Source organism: Bacillus sp. FSL R10-2201 (assembly GCF_038008665.1).
In the GTDB taxonomy this organism is placed as follows: Bacteria; Bacillota; Bacilli; order Bacillales; family Bacillaceae_G; genus Bacillus_A; species Bacillus_A mycoides.
In genome coordinates, this window is sequence record NZ_JBBOZP010000001.1 from 2925171 (window position 1) to 2948134 (window position 22964).

The following is a 22964-nucleotide window of genomic DNA, read 5'->3' on the forward strand; positions in this document are numbered from 1 at the left end:
TTCTTTTCTTATATTAATCCCCTTTCAATGCCTTTAATGGCAAAGAGGTTACATATCCAATATACGAGCATAATTCTTTAAAAAAGAAAGGGATTTCTGTATCTAACGTTTTATACGCTGACGTTGGAGTTGGTGATGCATACGCTTCAATTTTAATATGTTTTGCAATTTTCATTGCACGTTTCATATGAAGTGGATCACTCACAATCGTATATGTGCGTATTCCGTTCTCTATTCCAACTTGCTTTGCATTCTTTAAATTGTCCTCTGTGAAAAGGGATTTTGTTTCAATTAGAATATCCTCTTCTTTCACACCATGTTTCAGTGCATACACTCTAGCAGTACGCGCTTCCTCAAGCTCTGCCTCAAACTTTGTACCACCTGTGAAAATAATCTTTTTAATATTACCGTTCTTATATAAGGAAATTGCATGATTAATTCTTTCTTTAAATACAGGAGATGGTTTTCCGTTCCATGAAGCTGCTCCCAGCACGATACCAGCATCTGTCTTCACACCATCATCTGTTTTAAAGCGATAACTCCAAATATCGTAAGCTGCATAACTTACATATAAAATAATAGAACAAATCATAAGCAAGAATACTTGCAAGATTTTTCTTTTCTTACTTTTCTTATTTTCTTTCATTTATAACTGCCTCCGTACATCATCCATACTTCTATATAAAAACGTATATATCAAATCATTTTGTTTGAATTTGTTTAAAAGAAGGAATTTTTCTTATCATATATATGCATTAAAGGGTTTTCATTTAAAATTGAGGATTATCAATTCATTTTTCGTTTGCGGTTTTCATTACATTTGTGTAATTTATAAGTTTATTACCATACAACTACATTGTAACGAATTTTTTATCATAATGGAATGATGAAACAAAAGAAGTAACTGTTTTGTAAGAAAAAAGGTATATTTTTCATCTTGACGATCAATACACCTTTAATAATATGAATTATCGTTTTTCTGTATATGACTCTAATTTTTCTAATAACCTTTCCTTTACAGCTGGCCATTCATTTGCAATAACACTATATACAACTGCATCTCTAACATGCCCACTCGGTAATTTTCTTTCGTTTCTAAGTACACCCTCTTTTACTGCGCCGAGTCTTTCAATTGCTCTTTGTGCTTTTTCATTTCGTGCATCCGTCTTAATTTGTACCCTCCGCATATGCAACTTTTCAAAAGCATATTGTAATAACATATACTTACATTCTGTATTCATACTCGTACGTTGCACACTTGGGTCATACCACGTTTTCCCTAATTCCACCGTCTTATCTTCAACTGAAATGTTATATAAGCGTGTACTTCCTACTACTTCATTTGTCTTTTGATCAACAACAACAAATGGCAAATCCTTCCCTGCCCCATAAGCTTTTATCGCCTTTTGAACATATTGCTGCATATCTTGAACAGTATCCATTTTAGAGATTAAATACGCCCAAATATCTCGATTTCCTTCCACGATTGAAAACATTTTTTCGACATCATTGCTATCCATTAACCGTAACTTTGCTCTTTCGTGAATTACTTCCATTTTTAAGCCCCCTTTGTTGTAACTATATCATACTCTACTACCGTTAAATCGTTATATAAGAACACATAATTATATTTATGTTAAGGAATAAAATATATCTTTAAAATAAAAAATGCGATGCCTTTATTCAAGCATCGCACTCATAAATTGAATTGAAATTTACTTTTTTTCCATTACTGCAAAATAATTATTTTCGCTATCTGCAAAATTAAATATTCTACCTGAAGGCATATTTACAATTTCTCCGACTGTAACGTTTTTGTTTACTAAATCGCTATATAAACGATCGAATTCTTTTGAGAAGAACATTAAGGAAGGTGTACCAAGATTTAACTCAGGCTGCATTTTAGCAATTAACTCCTTATTATGGAGAATAATACTTGTTTCAGCTTCTTTAGTTGGAGCAATTTCAATCCATCGCATTCCTTGACCGTTATCTTCCTCTGAAATTACAATAAATCCTACTTTTTCTGTCCAGAATTCCTTCACTTCATCTTGGTTATTCACATACAACATAATTTGACCAACATTATTAATCATCTATTTTAACTCTCCCTTACAAAAATTTTTATTAAACCAAATGTTTTAAACTTTATTATCATCGAAAATAAAATTACGGTACAAAAATCTATTTCAGCGACTCTAATCGCTCGTTCAAACGATCCCAAGTTTCGGTGATACCTTGTAGCATGCCCATGTCCATAACGGTCTTAAGGGCTTCTTCGGAAACATATTCAGCACGGTTTATTAGCTTTGTCTTTCCACCTAAATCGATGAATTCCAATGTCATCTCGGTTGACGGCATAGAATCATTTACATTGCCTTCAGCATCTGAAAAGTAATCAGTGTAGACGATTTTTTCTGGCTCAATAATCTCTTTATAGACTGCTTTTCCCCATGATTCCATACCAAAAAATTGCTCCAAGTTCTGATTGACACACTTCATACAGTAGTGCCAAACGCCTCCCGGACGGAAGTCGACAGTGCATGCTGGAATTTCCCAACCTCTTGGTCCCCACCAATGTTTCAAATGCTCTGGTTCTTTAAACATACTGAATACAAGATCACGCGGCGCATCGAAAACGCGCTCCAGTACTAATACCCGATCGTTCTCTACTCTTGATACCATTGTATTGTTTGACATGTTAATTCCTCCTTAAATATGAACTGATTTTATGACTTTTCCTTGTTTTGCAATTCCTTCAAATACTCATCTAAATTATCGAATCTCTCTTCCATCACACGCTTAAATGACTGCACCCAACAATCAAGTGCTTGGAAAGGCTCAGGTCGGAGTTTGTAAATCCGGCGATTAGCTTCAGCCTGCACTTCCACAATCCCTGTATCGCTTAACACTTTTAGGTGTTTCGAAGTTTGTGGTTGCCTTAATCCCAAATGTTCGGCGATTTCCCCAACGGTTAAGGGACCGTCACGCAAGAGTTCAACGATATTCATACGATTCGGTTCAGATAAAGCGCTCAACGTCGTCATATTCACGCCCGGAATTTTCCCCGACATATCACTCACCTCGTTAAGTGATGGTCTCCGGTTATAACACATCAATATCATCACTAATATTTTTTTCCTGTTGAATCGATTATAACCAAATAGGAATATTCCCGTCAAGGAATATTCGAAAACTAAAGTAATACCAAATCGTTACTTAATAATAAAAATGGATTAAAAACATTTCACAAGCCTATGTTTTACGATAAAGTGATGCTTTAGTCAGTGGGTTTTGGAACGATTTCCGCGAAGGCTTTGTTTTTATCTGGTCCTAGAAAGCTTTAACACTTTTAATACTATTTAACGCTACAGTATTTTTTTTCATATTTTTATTTGATAGTTTAGTTGTTTTATTGGCAAAAGAAATGGACATACGTGATAGTTTGTTTGGAATCTTTATAAGTATCGTTGGGTTAGACACTTTAGTCAGAGCTATAACCATTGGAAAATAGGGAAATACAGTAAACAAAATGAATATCTTAAACGGTTCAGCTATATTACTTGGAGGAATGTTGATCCTTACTGGACTTGGAGGGTTCGGCTTTTTATCGAGTAATTTATTTTTATCGTTAATCATTTGGTTTTTTATTGGTATATTTATCGCTTCTATCTCTGTATGCTATAGTTACTTACTTCAAACCCCTACAAGATTAATGGGAAGAGTAACTAGTACCGCAAATACAATGGTGCACGGCGCTATGGTGATTTCACCTACATTAGGTTCACTTTTAGCCCTATGGATAAAAGTAAGCGGAGTTTTTCTACTCGCAGGAGTATTAATCACACGTATTGGTATGATTATATACTTAGCTCATACGTTATTTATGAAAAAATCATCTAGAGTTACTTTAGAACATAATTAACGTTATGCCATTTTCTGATTTTAATAATCAGAAAATGGCATAACTTCAGAAACTTAACTCTACATGTTTAAAGCAACAAATAAGCAATCGGCGTAATAATAAGCAACGTTAAAATCGTTCTTTGCACATATAAAATAATAAGTTCAGATACTTTTAACGGAATATCTGTCGATAATATGCAAGGGATTGATGCGGAGAAAAACAAAATGGATGAAACGGACACAACCGCAATAACAAACTTTGTAACAAGCGGTGCACTTACAACTAAAAGAGAAGGTAAAAACATTTCTGCAATACCAACTGATACTGCTTTAGCAGCTAGGTCTGCTTCTGGTAATTGTAATAGCCACGTAAATGGATAGAAAATGTAACTTACCCAATCAAATATTGGCGTAAACTTTGCTAAGACGATACCAATTAATCCTACTGACATAATTGATGGTAAAATCCCCATCGTCATTATAAATCCGTCTTTTAAATTCACTGCGATATTTTTCATAATACTTGGCGCAGACTTCGATACTTCTAATGCATCTTCCCAAGCTCGCTCTAACATTTTCTCTTTATAAACGGGCTCTGGGAACCCTTCTTTCGTAATATATGTATCTGGTTTTCTACTAAGAGGCGGGATTCTTACGGTGATAGCGGTCACGATGAATGTTACAACAAGAGTAGTCCAAAAGTAAACATTCCATAAATGCATAATATCTAATGTTTTTGCGATGATGATCATAAATGTTGCGGATACTGTTGAAAAACCTGTTGCGATAATTGCTGCTTCTTTCGTTGTATACTTTCCTTCTTTGTAAACACGGTTCGTAATTAATAAGGCTAACGAATAGCTTCCTACAAAGGAAGCAACCGCATCAATTGCTGATCGCCCAGGTGTTTTCCATAACGGTCTCATAATTGGACGACAAAACGTGCCGATAAACTCAAGCAATCCGTACCCGACTAATAACGCTAAAAATGCTGAGCCAATTGGAACGAGTAAACTTACTGATATAACTAACTTCTCATACAAAAACGGTCCAACATCTGGCGCAAAGAACCATGCTGGTCCTACTTTCAAACAATATAATACGCCGAAAACAACACCTACTACTTTTAAAATAGAAAAACAAATGTCTACAATAGATGCATTCCATTTCTTCGTATAAAACGGATAAATCGCACCCATTGCCATAACAAGTAGTGCGTAATAAGGTACTACGCTCGGAACCGAAGTCCTAATCCATGATACGATATGATCAATCATAATAGACGAAGCACCGTTTATCGTAACAGGAACAAAAAACATAAACACACCAACTAGACTAGCAAGTATAAAGCGAAGTATAATCCCCTTCTCTCGCCCTGTCTTAATTACATTACTTTTTAATTCAATTTCATTCAAAATTAGACACCTCCTATTATCTAAATATTCTGTATATTAACGTCGGATTCCTTCTTTTAATTCGAATATTTAATCATGTAAAAAAGCCTATTTTGAAATATACAATCAAAATAAGCTTTTTCTATTACCTCTTATAATCATCCACAATTACTTGAATTACACGATAAGATTCTTCTGCCACTATCTTATTACTAGTCTTATTCGCATCATATGTAATTAACGCCTTCCAAAGCGCCCATCCTCTCGCTCTATTCCACGTTTCTTCATCCATGCGTAATACTTCTTTAAATACGTTTCTACTATTCTTATCAAAAAATGTCCAGGCCATCGCTGCATCACAAGCCGGATCTCCTACTCCTAAAATACCAAAATCAATTACGGCACAAAGTTTTCCATCCTTAACGAGTAAGTTTCCTGGTGCAACATCTCCATGAATCCAAACTGGTTTGTGGTCCCATGTTGAACGAAGTGCTACATTCCAAAGATGCTTTAATAATGTCTCATCAAAAACATCCTTATTATTTTCAATAGCCACTCTCGCTTCTTCATCGTATACAGATATAAGCCCGCCTCGGTAAAAATTATGTTCTCCAGCTATTGGCCCGTTACTCGCATCAATTGATTGTAACTCTATTAAAAACGAGCCTAAGTCCGCCGCAAATTCATTTAAGTCACGAACATTTTCTTTCGTAACGGTCTCCCCCTCGATCCACTTATTAATAGACCAAGGCCATAGATATTCTTCAGATGGACTCCCTTTCACAATTGGTGCAGAAATTGGTAAAGAAAGTTCCTTACTTAATATTGGAAGCCACTTATTTTCTTTCTCTACTTGCGGTGCATATGCTGCATCACTTGGTAATCTGACACTCATCTCGTCCCCTAGGTGAAACGTTCTATTATCATGACCGCTAAGCTTTACAGGTTTCACTTCTAAATGGGCCCATTCAGGAAACTGTTGTTGTATTAACTGTTCAACTAAACTTACGTTAATTTGATTCATTCACTCTCCTCTTTTCTTTTGAAACTTACTAAGTCCATCCGTACTACCGATATATTCAAAACCGCATCGCTTATAAAAACCATTCAACGTTTGGTTATGCCCAACACAATCTAACTTCAAATACTCTTTATCACTTTGCACATTCTCTTCTATCCAATGCAAAATCCATTCTCCTATTCCATGCCTCTTATACTTCCGTTTCACCGCAAATCTATGAATATATAACGAATTAGGAATTTCCTCTTTACCAAAAATATATTTATCCCAATCATTTTGTTTAGGTGATACGGTAACCGTACCGACAATCTCATCTTCTTTCACAATAACGTACGTATATTTCTCTCTTATACCTTCTAATATTTCAGCGGTAGCTTCTCCTCCTAAAAGATACTGCCACTGATCCACTTCTTTATGTTGTAACCATTGTGCTACTTCTTTTAATAGAGTGATAATGCTATTACTTTCTTCTTCTGCAGCAATTCGAATTGTATATTCTTTACTTATATTTCTCTCCATATTGCCATTCCCCCTTCAAATTACTACCATACTGACATACGAGTCCTTCCATCATTCTCGTCTGTAACATATTCAACATAAAACCCTTGATCAATTGCGTTTTCATACATCATTTCAATCTCTTCTTGGTTTTTCGCATAAACCTGTATGTAATCACCATCCGCTACTAATACGACTACTTTACACTTACTCTCTTTAAATTCTTCATATGTTTCAATATCTACTACTTCCTCTCCTTTTGGATACGCTTTTAAATCTGCAAAAATGAGATAATATATGTTGTCTTTTATTAATTTTTTCAATTCTAATCCACTCATTACCTTGTTATCTTCTGAAAATAATTCTGTTCCTAATCCATCAGGCAATATGAAATAAGATTCCTCGTTTTCCACTCGCCAATCAAATGAAGTAATATCAATTGGCTTTAACACTTTCCAAAGTAAATTATCATTTTCATTTGGAATATCTACAAAAATTCCTCTTTTCATTTGTTTGCTCCTAGCTTATTTATTTTCGTTCCATACATTATATACCAAATTCAACTACTATATTTTGTCGATACCTATGTAACTTGTATTTCACCGCGAAAAAACCGTCCCACTACTTATGAAACGGTTTCTTTCTACTTACATTTAAGTTTTTCATTAAATTATTGCACTGCGTTTTAAAATAATTTCTAATATGTTCAGCACATCAGCCATTCATTTTTAACACTCACTTCGACTTCACAAAATAATATAAAAACCACACCGCATGATTTTGTTCATCTGCAGCTATTCTGCGCAATAACTCTTTCATAGATGCATCTGCTGCTTCATCTGAAATTTCCAAGTAAAAATCTACGGTCTTTTGCTCATCTTGTATAGCGAACTCTAATCCCTGTAAGTACGTATTAGGGCAATTTTCCGTAATCTGTGGTTTCGGCTGTCTGCCAGTTAAATTCGTATAGATTTGTACAAAATGATGAAAATGCCTTATTTCATCATTACGGATTTCAAGAATTTGTTTTTGTTCTACTTGATTTGGAGCCATGTTAGCTAATTTTGCATAGCAACTTATAGCGCTATACTCTCCGTTTATAGCTTTTTCAATATCACTAATTAGCTTATCATTCTGTCTATACCAATTATCATAATTCGAATTATACATCGTATCCCCTCCATTATTTCGCATAACATTTTATGCATTTTGAAATAGTAGGAGCATGTATACAAAAAAGAACCGCAAATCCAAACTCTTCGATTACCTTTAAAATATTGAAGAACCTATCTATCACTGCTTTATTTTCTTATAGAGTAATAATGAGTTCACCAAAAAAAACGGTTCACTATTAGTGAACCGTTTTTTATCTATTACACGTATCATTCCATTTTATTTATACACAATTTTAAAATACGAATAAATAGTTAACACATAATATCCAACATAAATTATACAATATGCACCACTACTAATTAAAATAGGAATAATGATGTTATATATAGGCATGTTGTTTATTATTGGTATCGCAAATAAGCTATGAACAAGTCCGACTATTAGAGGTGAAATAAAACTAAAGCTAACTTGCTTCGAAATTGACTTTCTTACCTCTTTTTTCGTAACACCTATTTTACGAAGAGTTTCATAATATCTCTGATTAGCATACGCTTCAGATAATTGTTTATAATATATAATTGAACCTGTCGCCAATACAAATATAACCCCTAAAAAACTTCCAATAAATAACGCAACTCCATACAGTTGCATAAAATCTCCATTTGTTTCAGATTGCCCTACATAATACCCTGCTGCGACTGTACTAATTGCAGTTAAAGCTGTAGCGCTTAATATAGCAATTATTGCAAGTAACTTAGCGTTTCCTTTTACTCGGTATAGTAATTGCGAAATGTTTATTATATTTATACCGCTATAAAATATTTCTCTTTTACTTCTAATTTTCTTTAAAACAATAACTGTATAAGAAGTGAATAGAAAATATGTCCCAAAAACAACTAAAAACAAAATAAAAACTGGAATCATTATAGGATTTATAATAGGGTTCATAGGATCAATGGGATTCCGCACAATATTTACTACTTCACGGAAGAAGCCTGCTAGTATATATCCTAATCCCATTAAAATAAGACCTATATACGCCCTAGGTACAGAACCTTTTGGCATCCGTTCTCCTTGATGATTAGCTTGAAACATTTCAATCAATGGAAATTTATAAATAATGCGAGAGTTTTTCCATGCTGTATATAATAAAATAGATAAAAAGACGATGAACGTGTCTATTATCGCTTTTATAGATAACTCGAAATGAATAGGTACATTTAATTTCATTAAACTCATTAGCAGTTCTAAAAATAACTTAAAACTCATACTGCCAATCAGTATGCCAACTACTAAAGCAACGCCTCCCATTATCATAGTCTCACAAAATAACATCGTACCAATTTGTTTTTTAGTTATTCCTAGTAAAGAATATAATCCTACCTCTTTTTTTCGTTTCCTTATAAAAAAATTAGTAGAATAAATAATAAATATAGCTATAAAAATAATGAGAATCACTTTTGAAGATTGAAGAACACTATTAATCATCACATTATTAACCATTTCTTTTTTTATTTGAGTACTATATCGAAGTGATGCAAATATAAAATAGATAAGCATACTTGAAGCTAACGATACAAAATAGAGTATATACTCTTTAAAATTACGCCGTATGTTACGTTGAACTATATTAAATAAATTCATTTATCTTAACCTCCAGGAAATGATTGATGCAAAATATTACAAAGGGCAATGCTAGATAAGGTCACCAGCCATCCCTCCAGAAATGGAAGACATTACATCAATGATTTGTTTTCAAAAAAATTACCCTTTTCACTTATTCATACCGCAGACACTCAATCGGATCCAATTTAGCCGCTTTATTAGCCGGCAGTATGCCAAAGACAATACCAATTGACATCGATATTCCAACTGAGAGTAATCCAAGACTTACAGAAATAACTAGTGGCCATTCACCTATTGACGAAGCGATCCAAGCAAAAAACATACCTAATCCAAAACCAACCGTCCCGCCTAATGACGTTAAAATACATGCTTCGATGAGAAATTGTGTTAATATTTTTCCTCTCGTTGCACCGAGCGCTTTTCGAATACCTATTTCACGTGTACGCTCTGTAACGGATACAAGCATGATATTCATCACACCAATACCACCTACGATTAAGGAAATTCCAGCAATACTAGCAAATACTATTTTCATCGTTCGTGTTGACTCTTCTATTTTTTGACCATATGCTTTCGTATCCTCGACTGTAAAAGAATGCTCAAATTCTGGGGATTTCAATTCATCCAATACAGATATAGCTTGTTTTTCTACAGCCTCTCGCTCACTTGGAGAAGTTAACTTAATTTTCACTGTATCGTATTCCTCAATCCCTGCAATTAAAGGTGCATTGTCGATAGATGTATATCCTTCATACAATTTAAATTGACGTTGAAAACCGTCTTCATATTTGTACACCCCAACAACCTTATATGGTTTTCCTTTTATATCTATATACAAATCATCTTTCCAATTATCAAATAGTGTTTTAAATAAATCTTCAGCTACAATTACAACAGGAATTGGCTTTTTTAGTTCATCCGGTGTTAACTCTCGCCCATGTACCATTTTCATTTTAGAGTCCTGCATAAAGTTTCCTGTTCCCCCATTTAAACTAAAGGAAACATTTTTTGATCCCGTATATACTTTTACGTCCATATGCACATTGGGATACACATCTTTTACACCTCGTATCACTTGCAATTGCTTTACCATATGTGGTGTAATTTTTGCTTTTTCTGTCGGAGAATCCGGGTTGAAGTATTCTATTTTAAGTTCATCCATATGCTGATTCTCTGCAAGTTCCTTTTGCATCTTTGCAGTCTGTCCATCTCCCATTGAAATAATTGTAATAATTGCACTGATTCCAATAATAATGCCTAGCATTGTTAATATAGATCGCATTTTATGCGCAAAAATAGAAGATATGGCCATGCGTATATTTTCATTCGTATTCAAATTTATTCTCTCCAATCTTGTACGATATTGCCGTCACGAATTACAATTTGACGTACTGCTGCTTCTCCGATTTCACGATCGTGAGTAATCATAATAATCGTTGAACCTTGTTTATTTAATTCGTAAAAGAGCTCCATAATTTGTTCACTCGTTTTCGTATCAAGTGCACCAGTTGGTTCATCGGCTAAAATAAATTTCGGATTATTTACAATCGCACGCGCTACAGCAACACGCTGTTTTTGACCACCTGATAGCTCACTTGGAAGATGGGTAGCACGGTCAGCTAACCCAACTTTCGTTAAAGCAGCTAACGAACGCTCACGTCTTTCTTTTTTATCAACTCCTGCATAAATAAGAGGTAATTCTACATTTTGAAGTGCTGTAAGCCTTGGTAGTAACATGAAATTTTGAAATACAAAGCCGATTTCTTTATTACGAACGTGTGCAAGTTCTGTTTCAGACATGGTTGAAATATTTTGACCAGCTAGCTCATACGTATCTGCCGTTGGTTTATCTAAACAACCGATAATGTTCATTAAGGTTGACTTACCAGAACCAGATGGTCCCATAATGGAAGTGAATTCCCCCTGGTTCAGTATTATATCGATTCCATGTAATATTTGGACGGACTCTGTACCGTTTTGAAAAGATTTCATGATGCCTTTTAAATGAATCATTTTGTGTTAACCTCCATACCATCTTTTACATTTTTCATAGGTTCAGAGATAATTTGTACACCTTTTTTCACTCCAGAAACTTTTGCTTCATGATTCGTTTCAAATTCAACCGTAACCACTTGTTCTTTCACTTTTCCATCTTTTACAACGAAGACAACATCTTTGTCACCTTTTTTCACCATACTGCTTTTCGGAACGATTGTACCTGTTGCTTCACCTGTTTTGTTTGTCACGTTTACGTGGAAACCGATTTGTAATCCTTCACTATCGTTCAATGTAACAGTGAATGGATAGCTGGAAACTGTTTTATTTTCATCCATATTTTTTAATGGTGTGGATCCGATTTCTGTAACTTTTCCTGTCCACGTCTTACTAGATACAGTTTTTGATGAAACTGTTACTTCTTGCCCAATCTTCACACTCGCAAGCTCATATTCAGACAGTTGGCCTTTTACTTTAAATGGACCAGCGTGACGAAGCGTAATTCCGCTCATACCAGCATCATTATTTTTGACAATGCCATCAATTACACCATCAGCCGGGCTCGTTACAGAAAGTGTGTTCACTTTCTCTTTTGCTGATTTAATTATTTCATCAGCTTTTTCTACTTCAAACTTTTTCATTTCAAGTTGCGATTCTAATTGTTGCACTTCGATTTCTGATGCTTTTAACGCTTCCTCAGGAAGGCCAGCGTTTTTATCTTTTTTTAGTTTCTGCTTCGCTGCATCCATTTGTTTCTGATGCAATGTTACACCTTGTTTAGTAATAGGGTCATTATATTTAAAAAGAAGCTGTCCTTTTTTACTTCATCACCTTTTTTAACAGCTAATTCATTCGTACCTTTTGTTGGATCGAATGAAATTGCTTCTATACCATTTGGGATAACTTCGCCACCTAATTTTTTCTCATTCTCTATTTGTTTTTCTGTCACTTCATATATTTTATAAGTTTTAACTGGTTCAGATTCTCCTGCAAATGTCATATAAGACCCGACCCCTAAACCAATTGTAATTACACCAACGATGACTAGTTTTTTTGCTTTCTTCATAATATCCTCACTTTTTCATGTGTTTTATTTTTAGAAACTGTATATCCTCTTCTTTAATAGTTTTTGATATATAAAGCCCCGTACATACTATGTACAATATAAAAAGCCCCACTTTTTCATTACCAGTTCCTCCTTGACCTAACATACGTATAGGATAGAAAAAACTAGTTAAATAAAAAGTGGGGTAAACATTAAATTTTTATTAAATTCTTGAACTCTCTTCTTTTGGCAATCTTACTTCAAATATTGTTCTAATTATATTACTTTCTACTGAAATCGTCCCATTATGCTGTTCAACAATATTTTTAGCAATAAATAACCCAAGGCCCGTACCGCCCTGCTGCCCTGTTCTTGCTTTATCACCTGTATAAAGCATGTCAAAAAGATAAGGCAAATCTTCTTCTGGAATGCTATCTCCGTAATTAATAATTTGTACGATAACCTCTCCATTATCAATATATCCATTCATATCAACAAATTGTCCATTATCTCCGTATCTAACTGCATTTGTTACAAGATTTTCAAATACTCGAGCTAACAAATTCCCGTCACCGTAAATATATAAATGAGGATTAACATTCAACCTAGCTTCTAAATGATGTTTCTCCAATAATGGATACAATTCCTCATCTAACTGTATAAGCAACTCACTTATATTAATTGTTTTTTTATCTAACTTTAGCACGCCATAATTCATTCGCGTAATTTCAAATAACTCATCAATTAAACTTTCAAGTCGCTGCGATTTCGCAAATGCAATCATAGAAAAACGTTTAATCTGCTCCTTTGACAAATTCTCATCTTTAAGAATTAAATCTAAATAACCTAAAACTGATGTTAAAGGCGTTCTTAAATCATGTGCTAAGTTAACAATGAGCTGATCTTTACTACTTTCTGCAAAATCACCTCTCTCAACCGCCTCTTTTAATTTTTCACTCGCTATATTAATTTCACGCGCAATCTCGCCAAATTCATCATTTGAAGTAATATGAACTTTCTTTGTAAAATCACCGTTAGCAAGATGGTGAATACCGTTAGAAATTTCATTAAAATATTTTAAGTATGGTTTTGTTAAAAAGAAAAAGAATACAACAGATAGTGGGATAAAACACATTAAAAAGAATTTAATATCTACGATTGGTCTAAATTGGGCTAAGTAATCTTCGTAATGTACCATCGTTCTATAATAAAGCTGTAATACTTTATAGATTATATATGTTCCGCCAGCTGCTAACACCATGCTTAGCGCAAACAAAGCAATCATTTTAAAACGAAAACTTCTCATCATGTTAGCCATTGAAAGTATAACCTACCCCCCATACCGTTTTTATTAACTTATTCTTTCTTGTATCCTCCCCAATTTTTTTTCGTAAAGTACGAATATGTACGGCAACTGTACTTCCCCCATCATAATAATCATCCGCCCACACTTGCTGAAGGATATTTTCCACACTGTACACTTTTTTCGGATGGCTCACTAATAAATATAAAATATCAAACTCTTTTGGGGTTAATTCAATTTGTTCTCCGTATACATTTAGCTTTCGTTGCTCAAGATTAATAACCACTCCGCCTACTTCTAAAACGGATTTGTTCTCCTCTACTTTCGGTTGATTTAACGTAAGAAATCGACGTAGTTGTGCATTTACACGCGCAACTAATTCAATTGGGGCAAAAGGCTTTGTCATATAATCATCCGCACCTAGTACAAGACCTGTCACCTTATCAAAATCAGATGTTTTCGCGCTTAGAAAAATGATTGGCATATTATACTTCACACGAATTTGTCGCGTTACTTCATAACCATCCATTTTTGGCATCATAATATCTAAAGTAACTAAATCAATTGGTTGCGATTGAATAATAAGAACAGCTTCTTCTCCATCAGTAGCTTTCACAACATGATAACCTTCTTTCTCTAAATGTATCCCAATTAATTCAGCAATTTCCACCTCATCATCCGCTATTAAAATTGAAATCTGCTTCATTTTGCTCTTCCCCTCATTCCTTTTTCATACGTCCAATTTTAAACTAGTCTATTTTGTTTATATCATCTTAAAAGAACATTATTATGAGATTCTTACTTTTTAGAGATAACTTCGAGTACTATATTTCTTCTGCATTTTTTTTGCATGTTTATGTTTTGTTAACTTTGCAACACCCTCTACGATTTCACATTTTATGGTAGAAAATGTAGAAAAACTAACAAAACTAAAGTATATCAGAGATAATAATTATATAGTACAACAGATTTTACAGTAGGATCCCTTCATATCAAGCCTAGCTAAGTGACAGTTAGTTTCACAAATAACTAACTTCCTTTCATTATATCAATATATTTTGTACCCTTACTTGTATTTCAACATAAAAACCGCTCCACTACTAGTGAAACGGTTTTTCCTTTACTTATTTTTATGCATTCACTTCAGTTTTTTGCTCCTTTACTACACTACGTTTGAAAGCTGTTCCAAGTATAATAACCACGCTTACTACACCAATCCAAACGAGTACAGTAAGAGGAGTATTCCAAGCTAATCCTTTTCCAAAGAAGAATATTTCTCTAAGCCCTTCAATCATAAATCGCATTGGCAACCATGCGTACACCCAATCTTGATAAAATGGTGACATCATTTCAGGCGCTAATGCTAATAGCGGTGCCCCAAAGAAAAGTAATAGAGCGAATATACCTATACCCTTTAGTCCAACTAATGAAAGCACCGCAGAAATCATTAAGAAGAAACAAAAAGAAGTAATGGATAAGAACAAAGCCGTATCCGTGAAATTCGGGATATTTAATCCTACCATTCCATCCGCAATCCATGTAAGACCAAATCCAATTACAAGTGTAGCAATTGCTCCTGTTACTATTTGTTTTAGTTTCAATACGAAGTTCTCTTTTCTTGTACCCACTTGCGCTTTACTTATCGCAATAAAGATAATTGCTGCGCTCGCTAAACTTGCAATCCATAACGGCTGGAATAAAGACATTGGCGAGTTACCGTTCGCACTATTTTTGCCGATTTCATTCACATTTGTCACTTTCTTCGTAATAGGTGTTACTACATTTGAAACTTGGTCTGCTGTTAATGTAGCTCCTTTTGCTTTCAATCCTTCTAATAGTTGTGTACGAACAGTATTGTTCATATTATCAACGATCGCATTTAACATTTGTCCTGCCATAGTTGATGCTGCTGTATTCATTCCTTGATTGATGAATATTTCTACCTCTGGCGAAGATGGCTGTGGTGTTCGTAATGATGCTTGTTTTGTGCTAAAGTCTTTCGGAATAACCAATGCTGCATAATATTCTTGATTATTTAAGCCTTTTTGAACTGCTTCTTTATTTTGCACTTCTACCCACTTTACCGCAGGTTCTTCCTCTGATTTTGATGTCTTTTTCATATTATCAACAATCGTTTGCCCCATATTCATCTTCGGTTGATTCGGAATTTCTACTCCTTGATCCTCATTTACAATTGCGATTGGTAAGTTTTTCGGCTTAGGTTGAACGGTTGGAAATAATGTTAATGAAAAAATAAAAACAACAAGTAGTGCAATAACTGGAGATAACAATAAAAGTTTGTTTTTAAACATTTTCTTTTCTCCTCCTTTAATTTGATTTATAATAACCAACAACGTGTTGTTTATTTATATTTGAATTATATGTTCGAGTTGAACCTTATACAATAATCAAAAATCGTGAATGTGTCGGTTATAAGACACATCCTTGAAATGTGTTGGCTAAAATTAAGGAGGGACATACTTTGCGCGATAGTAATTTAGATTTACGTGTTATTCGTACGAAAACTGCCATACGAAATGCATTAGTGGAATTAATTGAGGAAAAAGGTTTTGACGCCATAACAGTGAAAGATATTACTACGAAAGCAAACATAAATCGTGGTACATTTTATACACATTACCAAGATAAATTTGATTTAATGACAAAATGCCAAGAAGAAATTATGCATGAATTTTCTAGCATTGCTAAACAGAGATTACCGGAAGTTATTGCTGATCTTGGATCAAGCCCTTCCCCAACAATGCCATTTATACTTATCGCTTCTATTCTTGAATTTCTAAATGAAAATAGTGATTTTATGAAAGCTGTACTAAGCCCAAAAGGAGATTTATCTTTCCAAACGAAACTGAAAGACTTTATGTGGAAAACACTATTTGAAGATACGAATGGTCCTCTCATTAATAAGGAGAATTTACTTGTCCCAAGCCAATACTTAGCTTCTTATATGGCATCTGCTCATATAGGTGTCATTCAACAATGGTTAAATAACGGACAAAAAGAAACACCTGAGGAGATTGCTCGTATTTTATCAACAATCGCAGTCCATGGACCTTTTTATGCGGCTGGTTTAAAGAAATAAGTCCGCTATATAATAAAAGATCATCCACTATAATAGCGGATGATCTTTTATTTCATTACAACACTTCAATATAGCCTTCTGTTCCATGTACCCGAATTCGTTGTCCGTCTTTTATTAATTTCGTAGCATTCTCTACCCCGACGACTGCTGGTAATCCATATTCACGTGCAATAACTGCTCCGTGTGTCATCAGTCCGCCAACTTCAGTGACTAACCCTTTTATAGACACAAACAATGGTGTCCAGCCAGGATCAGTAAAGGCAGTAACTAATATATCTCCATCTTCTAAATTCGCATCTTCCATATTTAAAATAACGCGTGCTCTCCCCTCAATCACTCCTGAAGAAACAGGCAGACCTACGATTGCTTCAGCCGGGAGATTTTCTCGTTTGTACTTCCCAGTAATGATTTCTCCATCAGACGTCATTACACGTGGAGGCGTTAGTTTTTCATATAATTTGTAATCATTTTTTTGTTTATGAATAAGCTCGTAATCTAGTTTATTCGTAAGGACAACTTCGTGAAGTTCTTCAAAAGTTAGATAGTATATATCTTCTACTTCATCAATAACTTTATTTTGCACGAGTTGCTCGGCTTCTTTCAATATTGCCTGCTTATATATGAAATAGCGATTAATCATACCGTATTTTGGATATTCACGATAACCGATAAAATTCCGGATGTTACGAATCATTCGCTTCGTCTCTTCTACTTTTTGTTTACCATCCGGCAAATGCTGCAATCGATCTACTAACTCTTCTTCTTTTTTCAAAGCTTCCTGCAGTCCTTCTTCAAATTTCCGTTTACTAGCACCATCTTCAAAATCTCTTATATTATTTAAAATCATCGGGATAATGGTTGTTGGCTTTTCACTCCAGCGCGTTTTCGTAATGTCGATTTCTCCGCTGCATCTCATTCCGTATTTATTTAGAAAAGTTAGAATGGCATCTCTAGCTTTTTCTCCGCCTTTAAATTGATCGAATTCATCTAAAAAGTTATCATTTTCTACATGTTGTAAATACGCAATAACTTCTGGATATGGCCGAATCACATCAGCAACATCGAGTAATGCTAGCCCCATTTCAGACGTAATATTGTTTTGTACTGATTGAGAAAGTGTGTCTGCTGCATTCTTTTCGCCTAGCCATTGCTCCATTTTTTCATTGATCCATGTTGAAGCATCCATACCTGCCATAATGACAGCCATACTTTGCGGATGAAATAATATTTTCTTTAATTGCTGCATATCTTCCAAAATAAAATCAAGTACATCCACCCCTGATTTCGTTTGCATGTTTCGTTTTAACTCTTCGATTGATGCTTGATTCATCTTTATTAAATCCGTAACGATTGATCGATTGTTTTCGATTTTTGGTTGTGAACTTGCAGGTGGTCCACTTTTACCAACACTCTTTTCTTTTTCATCATCTGGTAACAATGTAATAAAATCATCTCGCTCGACTACAGTTGTTAATGCATCTTTAATAAGCGGTTCCGAATTCCCTATCATATTTAATAAAAGTTCTCTACTAGTAGGCGAAGCCAATCTTTGTGCAACATCAACAAACAACCTTCCTCCAGCTTGAAACCTCTGTCCAAAAGATGTTAACTGGAATAAAGACATTCCTAATGGCTTCAAGGGGTCGGTCATCATTTGCTGGTGACCAACTGATACATACACATGATTTTCCCCATCATTTACTTCTGGTATTGGATATAAAGTCGTGATTGGGCGACTTTGGACAATATAAAATGTATCATCCACTAAACACCATTCAATATCTTGCGGACAACCAAAATAAGCTTCAATCTGTCTTCCAATCTGTGCTAGTTGTAATATTTGTGGTTCAGACAATGTTTGAAGCTTTTGCTGAGCCGGATCAATCTGTTTCGTCTCCGTTCCGCCATCTTTTAAAGCATAAATAGCTAATTTTTTAGTTGCTATCATCTTTCCGGTAATTTCGCCTTCTTTTACTTTATAATTATCGGCAGAGACCAGTCCTGATACTAATGCCTCACCAAGTCCAAAACTGGCATCGATTGATACTACCTTTCGGTTAGAAGTAACCGGATCAGCAGTAAATAAAATGCCCGAAGCCTCAGGGAAAACCATTTTTTGAACGACAACACATATAGAAACTTGATTATGTTCAAAATCATTTTGCATGCGGTACATAACTGCTCGCTCTGTAAATAAAGAAGCCCAGCACTTTCTTACATGCTGCAAAATCACTTCTTCTCCGATAATATTTAAATACGTATCTTGTTGACCAGCAAATGAGGCATACGGTAAATCTTCAGCCGTAGCACTAGAACGCACGGCATACGCATGTTCATTTCCAAAACGTGAGAGATAATGAGCTACCGCTTCCACTACTTCAGAAGGGATTTCTACTGCCATAATGACTTCTCTAATCTTCTTACTAATTCCACCGATTTGGGATCGCTCTTCCATTTTCAACTTTGTTAGCTGCTGCAACAAAGTTTGAAGCTCGTCATTTTGCTCGATGGCCTTTTCATACCCTACCGTTGTAACACAAAAACCTTCTGGCACTTGTATACCTTGAATGTTTGATAATGCCCCTAAATTCAATCCTTTTCCGCCAACGAGCGAAAGCTGCGTTTTTTCTATTTCCTGAAAATCGAGAACGAAAGAACTCATGTAACATCTCTCCTTACTATGTGTGTGTTCTTGATTGTAGCAGTAGTAAATGAGAATAAACAGTCTATTTCGAACTTGATTTACATGATATAATTAAGTTAGGAAGAGATGATTTTTTATTTCTCCCCCTCTAATTCACTTCAATTACATCAACAAACTTAAACATCCTTTGATTATGAAAAGCATCGGTACAAGTAATCGTCTTATTTAATGGATTTATATCAGCTACTGTTATGTAATTTTTATATAGATAGCCCTCTTTATAATATGTAAGTAAAACCTCTTCTTCACCTAAATATGAAATTAACAGCTTATTTTCAATCCTTTCTTTTGCATCTTGCGTTAAAATTGGACGCGGGACTTTTGTTTGCTCCTGTATCATTTCTTTAATACAGACGAACTGTTCTGGCATACTAGCAAACGGTTGCCACTTTACCATTCCTCTTCCTTTTGGCATATTAGCATTCTTCACGATTTGTGCCCTCCTAGTAATGTGTTTCTATATCTTGCTGTTGCGACGCTTGTGTAAGAAACCCCACGTAAAATACTGTTCTTACCAAATCGTGTTCGAATTTCGTCCATAACCTTCGTTAATCTCATTTCTTTTTCTCTTTGTATAATGTTATCGAAAAGCGAAATTTGCTCTTCTCCTTCATATATTAAATTTGTTAAGGAAAGACTTATCGAGCGAATCGGCTCTCCTGTATGCCGTTCGTATAAAAAATATGTACAAACGTTGTAAATATCCATCGTTAAATTTGTTGCTCTGTTTAACGTATATGCTTTTTTTATTCCTCCTCCGTATTCCTTGCTATACCCGACTGAAAAATGTATCGTTTGCGCGTATTTCTTTTCCCTTCTCAACCTATAACAAACTTCTTCTATATGCTCTAATAAAATAACTATGAACTCTTCTATCGAATAATCCCGTAATAATATTTGGCTTTTCGCTATAGATGTTGTCGCTGGAACGTATTTCTCTGCTATTCTGCTAAAATCAATCCCGTTACTATGTAGATGTAATTCTTCCCCTATTACACCGAAAGATTGCTTTAAATATTTCAAAGGATACTGAGCTAATTCTCCAATTATATGTATACCTTTTCGATTCAATTTCATTTCAGTTTTATACGATATACCCCAAAATTTACTGAGTGGTCTAATACTCCATAACTTCTCGGGTATATCGTCATACGTCCACTGTTCTATTCCATCTTTATTCTTTTTCGCCTCAACATCCATCGCTACTTTACTCAATAATAAATTCGGACCAATACCAATCGTACTTTCGATCCGTGTACGTTCATATATTTCTCTCTTGAACTTTAATGCGAATTCGCACGGATTACTCGCAAATAAATGAATACTTGCAGTCATATCCATGAAAAACTCATCGATACTATATTGATGAAAATCTTCCGGCGCAACATACTGTAAAGCTAAGCCCGTTATGTAATTTGAACATTTCACATACGTATGCATAACTGGATTCACAATAATAATATCTTGCCGCTTCGGTATTTCGTACAAACGAGCCATCTTCTTTATTCCTAACGCTTTTAATGGCGGTGTTGCTGCCAATACAATTGATCCACTGCGGTTTACATCTCCTACGACAGCCAATTTTGTATAACGTGGATCAAGTCCTTTTTTAATACATGATACGCTCGCATAAAAGCTACGAAGATCTACACAAAGAATAATGCGATTTGGTAAAAGAGAATAATCATACAAGGTTATCACTCCTAACAAAAGAACGTCTGTTCTTATTATATACGAACTAACGTTCTTTTTAAAGGTATTTTCATGAAAATTTTGGTTAAAATAACCTTACTTTAAAAATTTTTTTAAGAAAAACTTAAGAAATTCCCCGCTATATTCATAAGAAGTTTTTTCTATACTGAAAAACGTAAATACGTAAAAGGAGAAACAATCATGAAGAAATTTGTACTTTACATAATAGGAATAGGCCTCCCTATATACTTACTACCTTTCATATTACGCGGAGATTTAGACAGATTTAATCCGATTGCTGAAGAAAAAAATGTATACGCTATTACGGAGGAATATGGCGTTCCAGATTACCATCATAAAGGAAGAGCTATGTACTCGCTAAAAGGTGTTGATGAATTAAGGAATGAGAAGGAATATAAAGTAGGAACGAACACTCCTAATGATTTTATAAGAAAAACTTACTTAAAAATTCATGTGAAAGGTAAGTATGTCTATTCCTACGACATTATTTCTGAAAAGGACATTCCGGAGAAAATAAGGGGCCAATTGGAGATAGCAAATAAATAAAAGAGCCAATTCGTACGAGTTGGCTCTTTATTATCTCTCCCACCTACCGTTAGGCTATCTTCCTACACATGCTTGAGATGGGAGAATCCTTTCGGTAAATTTATTACATTCGCTATCATTGTTTTAATAACCATTCTTCAATTACTTTCACTGTTTCATCTCGTTGTGCTTTTGACGTAATTAAGCTCGCATTATCACCTTTTTGCTCACCATACATGCCAAAATGAGCATGGTTTCCGCCTTTTATCATGTGCATAGCTGTATTCTTTGACATTAACTTTTTATTGCTCTCTATTTTTTCTACAGTTGCTAAAGCATCTACTTCCCCATAAATTGATAACATTGGAATCGATTTAGTAGAGAAATCATCTGCAGGATACGAACCTAAGAAAATGATCCCGTCTACCTTGTCTTCATGTTGAAAGGCATACTTAGAAATCATAGCTCCTCCCATTGAATGCCCCGCAACATACCATTTTTGAACTTCAGGATACTGTTCAATTACACTGTCTACTGCATTGATTCCAAGTATCGCTAAATTTAATGGTAACTTAGGCATTACTACAACATGCCCCTCTTTTGCAAGAGCTTTTCCTAAGTAACTATAAGCCTCAGCTTCTACTTTAGCTCCTTGATAAAAAATAACCCCTATTTTAGCATCTTTCTCTCCAAATACTATATTACCTTCATCTTTTTTATCATCTACTAACGACAAAGCCTCTTTCGTTGGTTTATAAGTAAACTGAGACCAAGTCAAAAACGTAATACTTCCTATAAGTAAAATACCTAGTAAAGAGTAAAGAACAATTTTCATCCACTTCTTCACATATATGCCCTCCCTAAGATGTGTATATTTTATACTTTAAATGATTATTTATATAATTGTCGAATAATCTTAACTAATAAATTTAGAAAAAATAATACGAGCCCTCAAATGCCGTTTTAAAATGAGTTCAATATATTCATCCTAAAACACAGGCTTCATACACAAAGTAAA

23 protein-coding genes and 1 pseudogene are annotated in these 22964 nt (G+C 34.6%); 3 read left to right on the forward strand and 21 right to left on the reverse strand.

Annotated elements, in window-relative coordinates; all coding sequences use genetic code 11:
- Nucleotides 1–13: 13 nt before the first annotated feature.
- The 5 genes from NSQ69_RS15170 to NSQ69_RS15190 form a co-directional block, all read right to left on the reverse strand.
- Nucleotides 14–646 carry a YdcF family protein gene (locus NSQ69_RS15170; protein ID WP_002128006.1) on the reverse strand — a complete coding sequence of 211 codons (633 nt, stop codon included), beginning with the start codon at nucleotides 644–646 and terminating at the stop codon, nucleotides 14–16.
- Nucleotides 647–968: 322 nt separating this feature from the next.
- Nucleotides 969–1556 carry a GNAT family N-acetyltransferase gene (locus NSQ69_RS15175; RefSeq protein ID WP_016127213.1) on the reverse strand — a complete coding sequence of 196 codons (588 nt, stop codon included), beginning with the start codon at nucleotides 1554–1556 and terminating at the stop codon, nucleotides 969–971.
- Nucleotides 1557–1715: 159 nt separating this feature from the next.
- The gene (locus tag NSQ69_RS15180) at nucleotides 1716–2096 is read right to left on the reverse strand and encodes a VOC family protein (protein WP_002033018.1); all 381 of its coding nucleotides are present in this window, start codon (nucleotides 2094–2096) and stop codon (nucleotides 1716–1718) included.
- 88 nt (nucleotides 2097–2184) lie between these two features.
- Complete coding sequence (locus NSQ69_RS15185) at nucleotides 2185–2700, reverse strand: SRPBCC domain-containing protein (protein WP_002013656.1); 516 nt, start codon at nucleotides 2698–2700, stop codon at nucleotides 2185–2187.
- A gap of 29 nt (nucleotides 2701–2729) precedes the next feature.
- Entirely contained in the window at nucleotides 2730–3074 is a 345-nt protein-coding gene (locus NSQ69_RS15190) for an ArsR/SmtB family transcription factor (protein WP_000014568.1), read from the reverse strand.
- Nucleotides 3075–3532: 458 nt separating this feature from the next.
- Here NSQ69_RS15190 and NSQ69_RS15195 point away from each other — a divergent pair, with 458 nt between their 5' ends.
- The gene (locus NSQ69_RS15195) at nucleotides 3533–3925 is read left to right on the forward strand and encodes a hypothetical protein (RefSeq protein WP_016127215.1); all 393 of its coding nucleotides are present in this window, start codon (nucleotides 3533–3535) and stop codon (nucleotides 3923–3925) included.
- 67 nt (nucleotides 3926–3992) lie between these two features.
- On the opposite strand, the gene NSQ69_RS15200 is transcribed toward NSQ69_RS15195, so the two are convergent.
- From NSQ69_RS15200 to NSQ69_RS15255, 12 genes and pseudogenes are all read right to left on the reverse strand, one after another.
- Complete coding sequence (locus NSQ69_RS15200) at nucleotides 3993–5321, reverse strand: YjiH family protein (protein ID WP_002128010.1); 1329 nt, start codon at nucleotides 5319–5321, stop codon at nucleotides 3993–3995.
- Nucleotides 5322–5445: 124 nt separating this feature from the next.
- Nucleotides 5446–6324, reverse strand: coding sequence for an aminoglycoside phosphotransferase family protein (locus NSQ69_RS15205; protein WP_003190061.1), 879 nt, complete (start codon nucleotides 6322–6324; stop codon nucleotides 5446–5448).
- On the reverse strand, nucleotides 6325–6840 hold the full coding sequence (locus NSQ69_RS15210; protein WP_003190059.1) for a GNAT family N-acetyltransferase: 516 nt from the start codon (nucleotides 6838–6840) through the stop codon (nucleotides 6325–6327).
- A gap of 23 nt (nucleotides 6841–6863) precedes the next feature.
- Nucleotides 6864–7328 carry a DUF2691 family protein gene (locus tag NSQ69_RS15215; protein ID WP_003190057.1) on the reverse strand — a complete coding sequence of 155 codons (465 nt, stop codon included), beginning with the start codon at nucleotides 7326–7328 and terminating at the stop codon, nucleotides 6864–6866.
- 226 nt (nucleotides 7329–7554) lie between these two features.
- Complete coding sequence (locus NSQ69_RS15220; RefSeq protein ID WP_002013647.1) at nucleotides 7555–7989, reverse strand: ferritin-like domain-containing protein; 435 nt, start codon at nucleotides 7987–7989, stop codon at nucleotides 7555–7557.
- A 222-nt stretch (nucleotides 7990–8211) separates the two neighbouring features.
- Nucleotides 8212–9579, reverse strand: coding sequence for an FtsX-like permease family protein (locus tag NSQ69_RS15225; RefSeq protein ID WP_078206970.1), 1368 nt, complete (start codon nucleotides 9577–9579; stop codon nucleotides 8212–8214).
- Between the two features lie 133 nt (nucleotides 9580–9712).
- Nucleotides 9713–10897 carry an ABC transporter permease gene (locus NSQ69_RS15230; protein ID WP_033730761.1) on the reverse strand — a complete coding sequence of 395 codons (1185 nt, stop codon included), beginning with the start codon at nucleotides 10895–10897 and terminating at the stop codon, nucleotides 9713–9715.
- 2 nt (nucleotides 10898–10899) lie between these two features.
- On the reverse strand, nucleotides 10900–11574 hold the full coding sequence (locus tag NSQ69_RS15235) for an ABC transporter ATP-binding protein (protein WP_078178908.1): 675 nt from the start codon (nucleotides 11572–11574) through the stop codon (nucleotides 10900–10902).
- Nucleotides 11571–12622, reverse strand: a pseudogene (locus tag NSQ69_RS15240) (efflux RND transporter periplasmic adaptor subunit). The gene NSQ69_RS15235 and the pseudogene NSQ69_RS15240 overlap by 4 nt, the downstream one beginning before the upstream one ends.
- A gap of 202 nt (nucleotides 12623–12824) precedes the next feature.
- On the reverse strand, nucleotides 12825–13919 hold the full coding sequence (locus NSQ69_RS15245; protein ID WP_341099447.1) for a HAMP domain-containing sensor histidine kinase: 1095 nt from the start codon (nucleotides 13917–13919) through the stop codon (nucleotides 12825–12827).
- A complete protein-coding gene (locus NSQ69_RS15250) occupies nucleotides 13912–14610 on the reverse strand; it encodes a response regulator transcription factor (protein ID WP_341099449.1) in 699 nt (232 codons plus the stop codon). The genes NSQ69_RS15245 and NSQ69_RS15250 overlap by 8 nt, the downstream gene beginning before the upstream one ends.
- 424 nt (nucleotides 14611–15034) lie before the next feature.
- The gene (locus NSQ69_RS15255; RefSeq protein ID WP_341099451.1) at nucleotides 15035–16216 is read right to left on the reverse strand and encodes a YhgE/Pip domain-containing protein; all 1182 of its coding nucleotides are present in this window, start codon (nucleotides 16214–16216) and stop codon (nucleotides 15035–15037) included.
- A gap of 170 nt (nucleotides 16217–16386) precedes the next feature.
- On the opposite strand from NSQ69_RS15255, the gene NSQ69_RS15260 reads away from it, so the two are divergent.
- On the forward strand, nucleotides 16387–17004 hold the full coding sequence (locus NSQ69_RS15260; protein WP_016127224.1) for a TetR/AcrR family transcriptional regulator: 618 nt from the start codon (nucleotides 16387–16389) through the stop codon (nucleotides 17002–17004).
- A gap of 55 nt (nucleotides 17005–17059) precedes the next feature.
- Here NSQ69_RS15260 and ppsA read toward each other — a convergent pair whose 3' ends face one another.
- The 3 genes from ppsA to NSQ69_RS15275 form a co-directional block, all read right to left on the reverse strand.
- On the reverse strand, nucleotides 17060–19666 hold the full coding sequence (ppsA, locus tag NSQ69_RS15265; RefSeq protein WP_341099452.1) for a phosphoenolpyruvate synthase: 2607 nt from the start codon (nucleotides 19664–19666) through the stop codon (nucleotides 17060–17062).
- 130 nt (nucleotides 19667–19796) lie between these two features.
- Nucleotides 19797–20138 (reverse strand): YolD-like family protein, encoded by a 342-nt coding sequence (locus NSQ69_RS15270; protein WP_002165494.1) that lies wholly within the window; start codon nucleotides 20136–20138, stop codon nucleotides 19797–19799.
- On the reverse strand, nucleotides 20135–21400 hold the full coding sequence (locus tag NSQ69_RS15275) for a Y-family DNA polymerase (RefSeq protein WP_341099453.1): 1266 nt from the start codon (nucleotides 21398–21400) through the stop codon (nucleotides 20135–20137). Before NSQ69_RS15275 ends, NSQ69_RS15270 begins: the two co-directional genes overlap by 4 nt.
- A 201-nt stretch (nucleotides 21401–21601) precedes the next feature.
- Here NSQ69_RS15275 and NSQ69_RS15280 point away from each other — a divergent pair, with 201 nt between their 5' ends.
- A complete protein-coding gene (locus tag NSQ69_RS15280; RefSeq protein ID WP_002168073.1) occupies nucleotides 21602–21967 on the forward strand; it encodes a YxeA family protein in 366 nt (121 codons plus the stop codon).
- Nucleotides 21968–22082: 115 nt separating this feature from the next.
- On the opposite strand, the gene NSQ69_RS15285 is transcribed toward NSQ69_RS15280, so the two are convergent.
- The gene (locus NSQ69_RS15285; protein ID WP_002185483.1) at nucleotides 22083–22793 is read right to left on the reverse strand and encodes an alpha/beta hydrolase; all 711 of its coding nucleotides are present in this window, start codon (nucleotides 22791–22793) and stop codon (nucleotides 22083–22085) included.
- Nucleotides 22794–22964 lie beyond the last annotated feature (171 nt).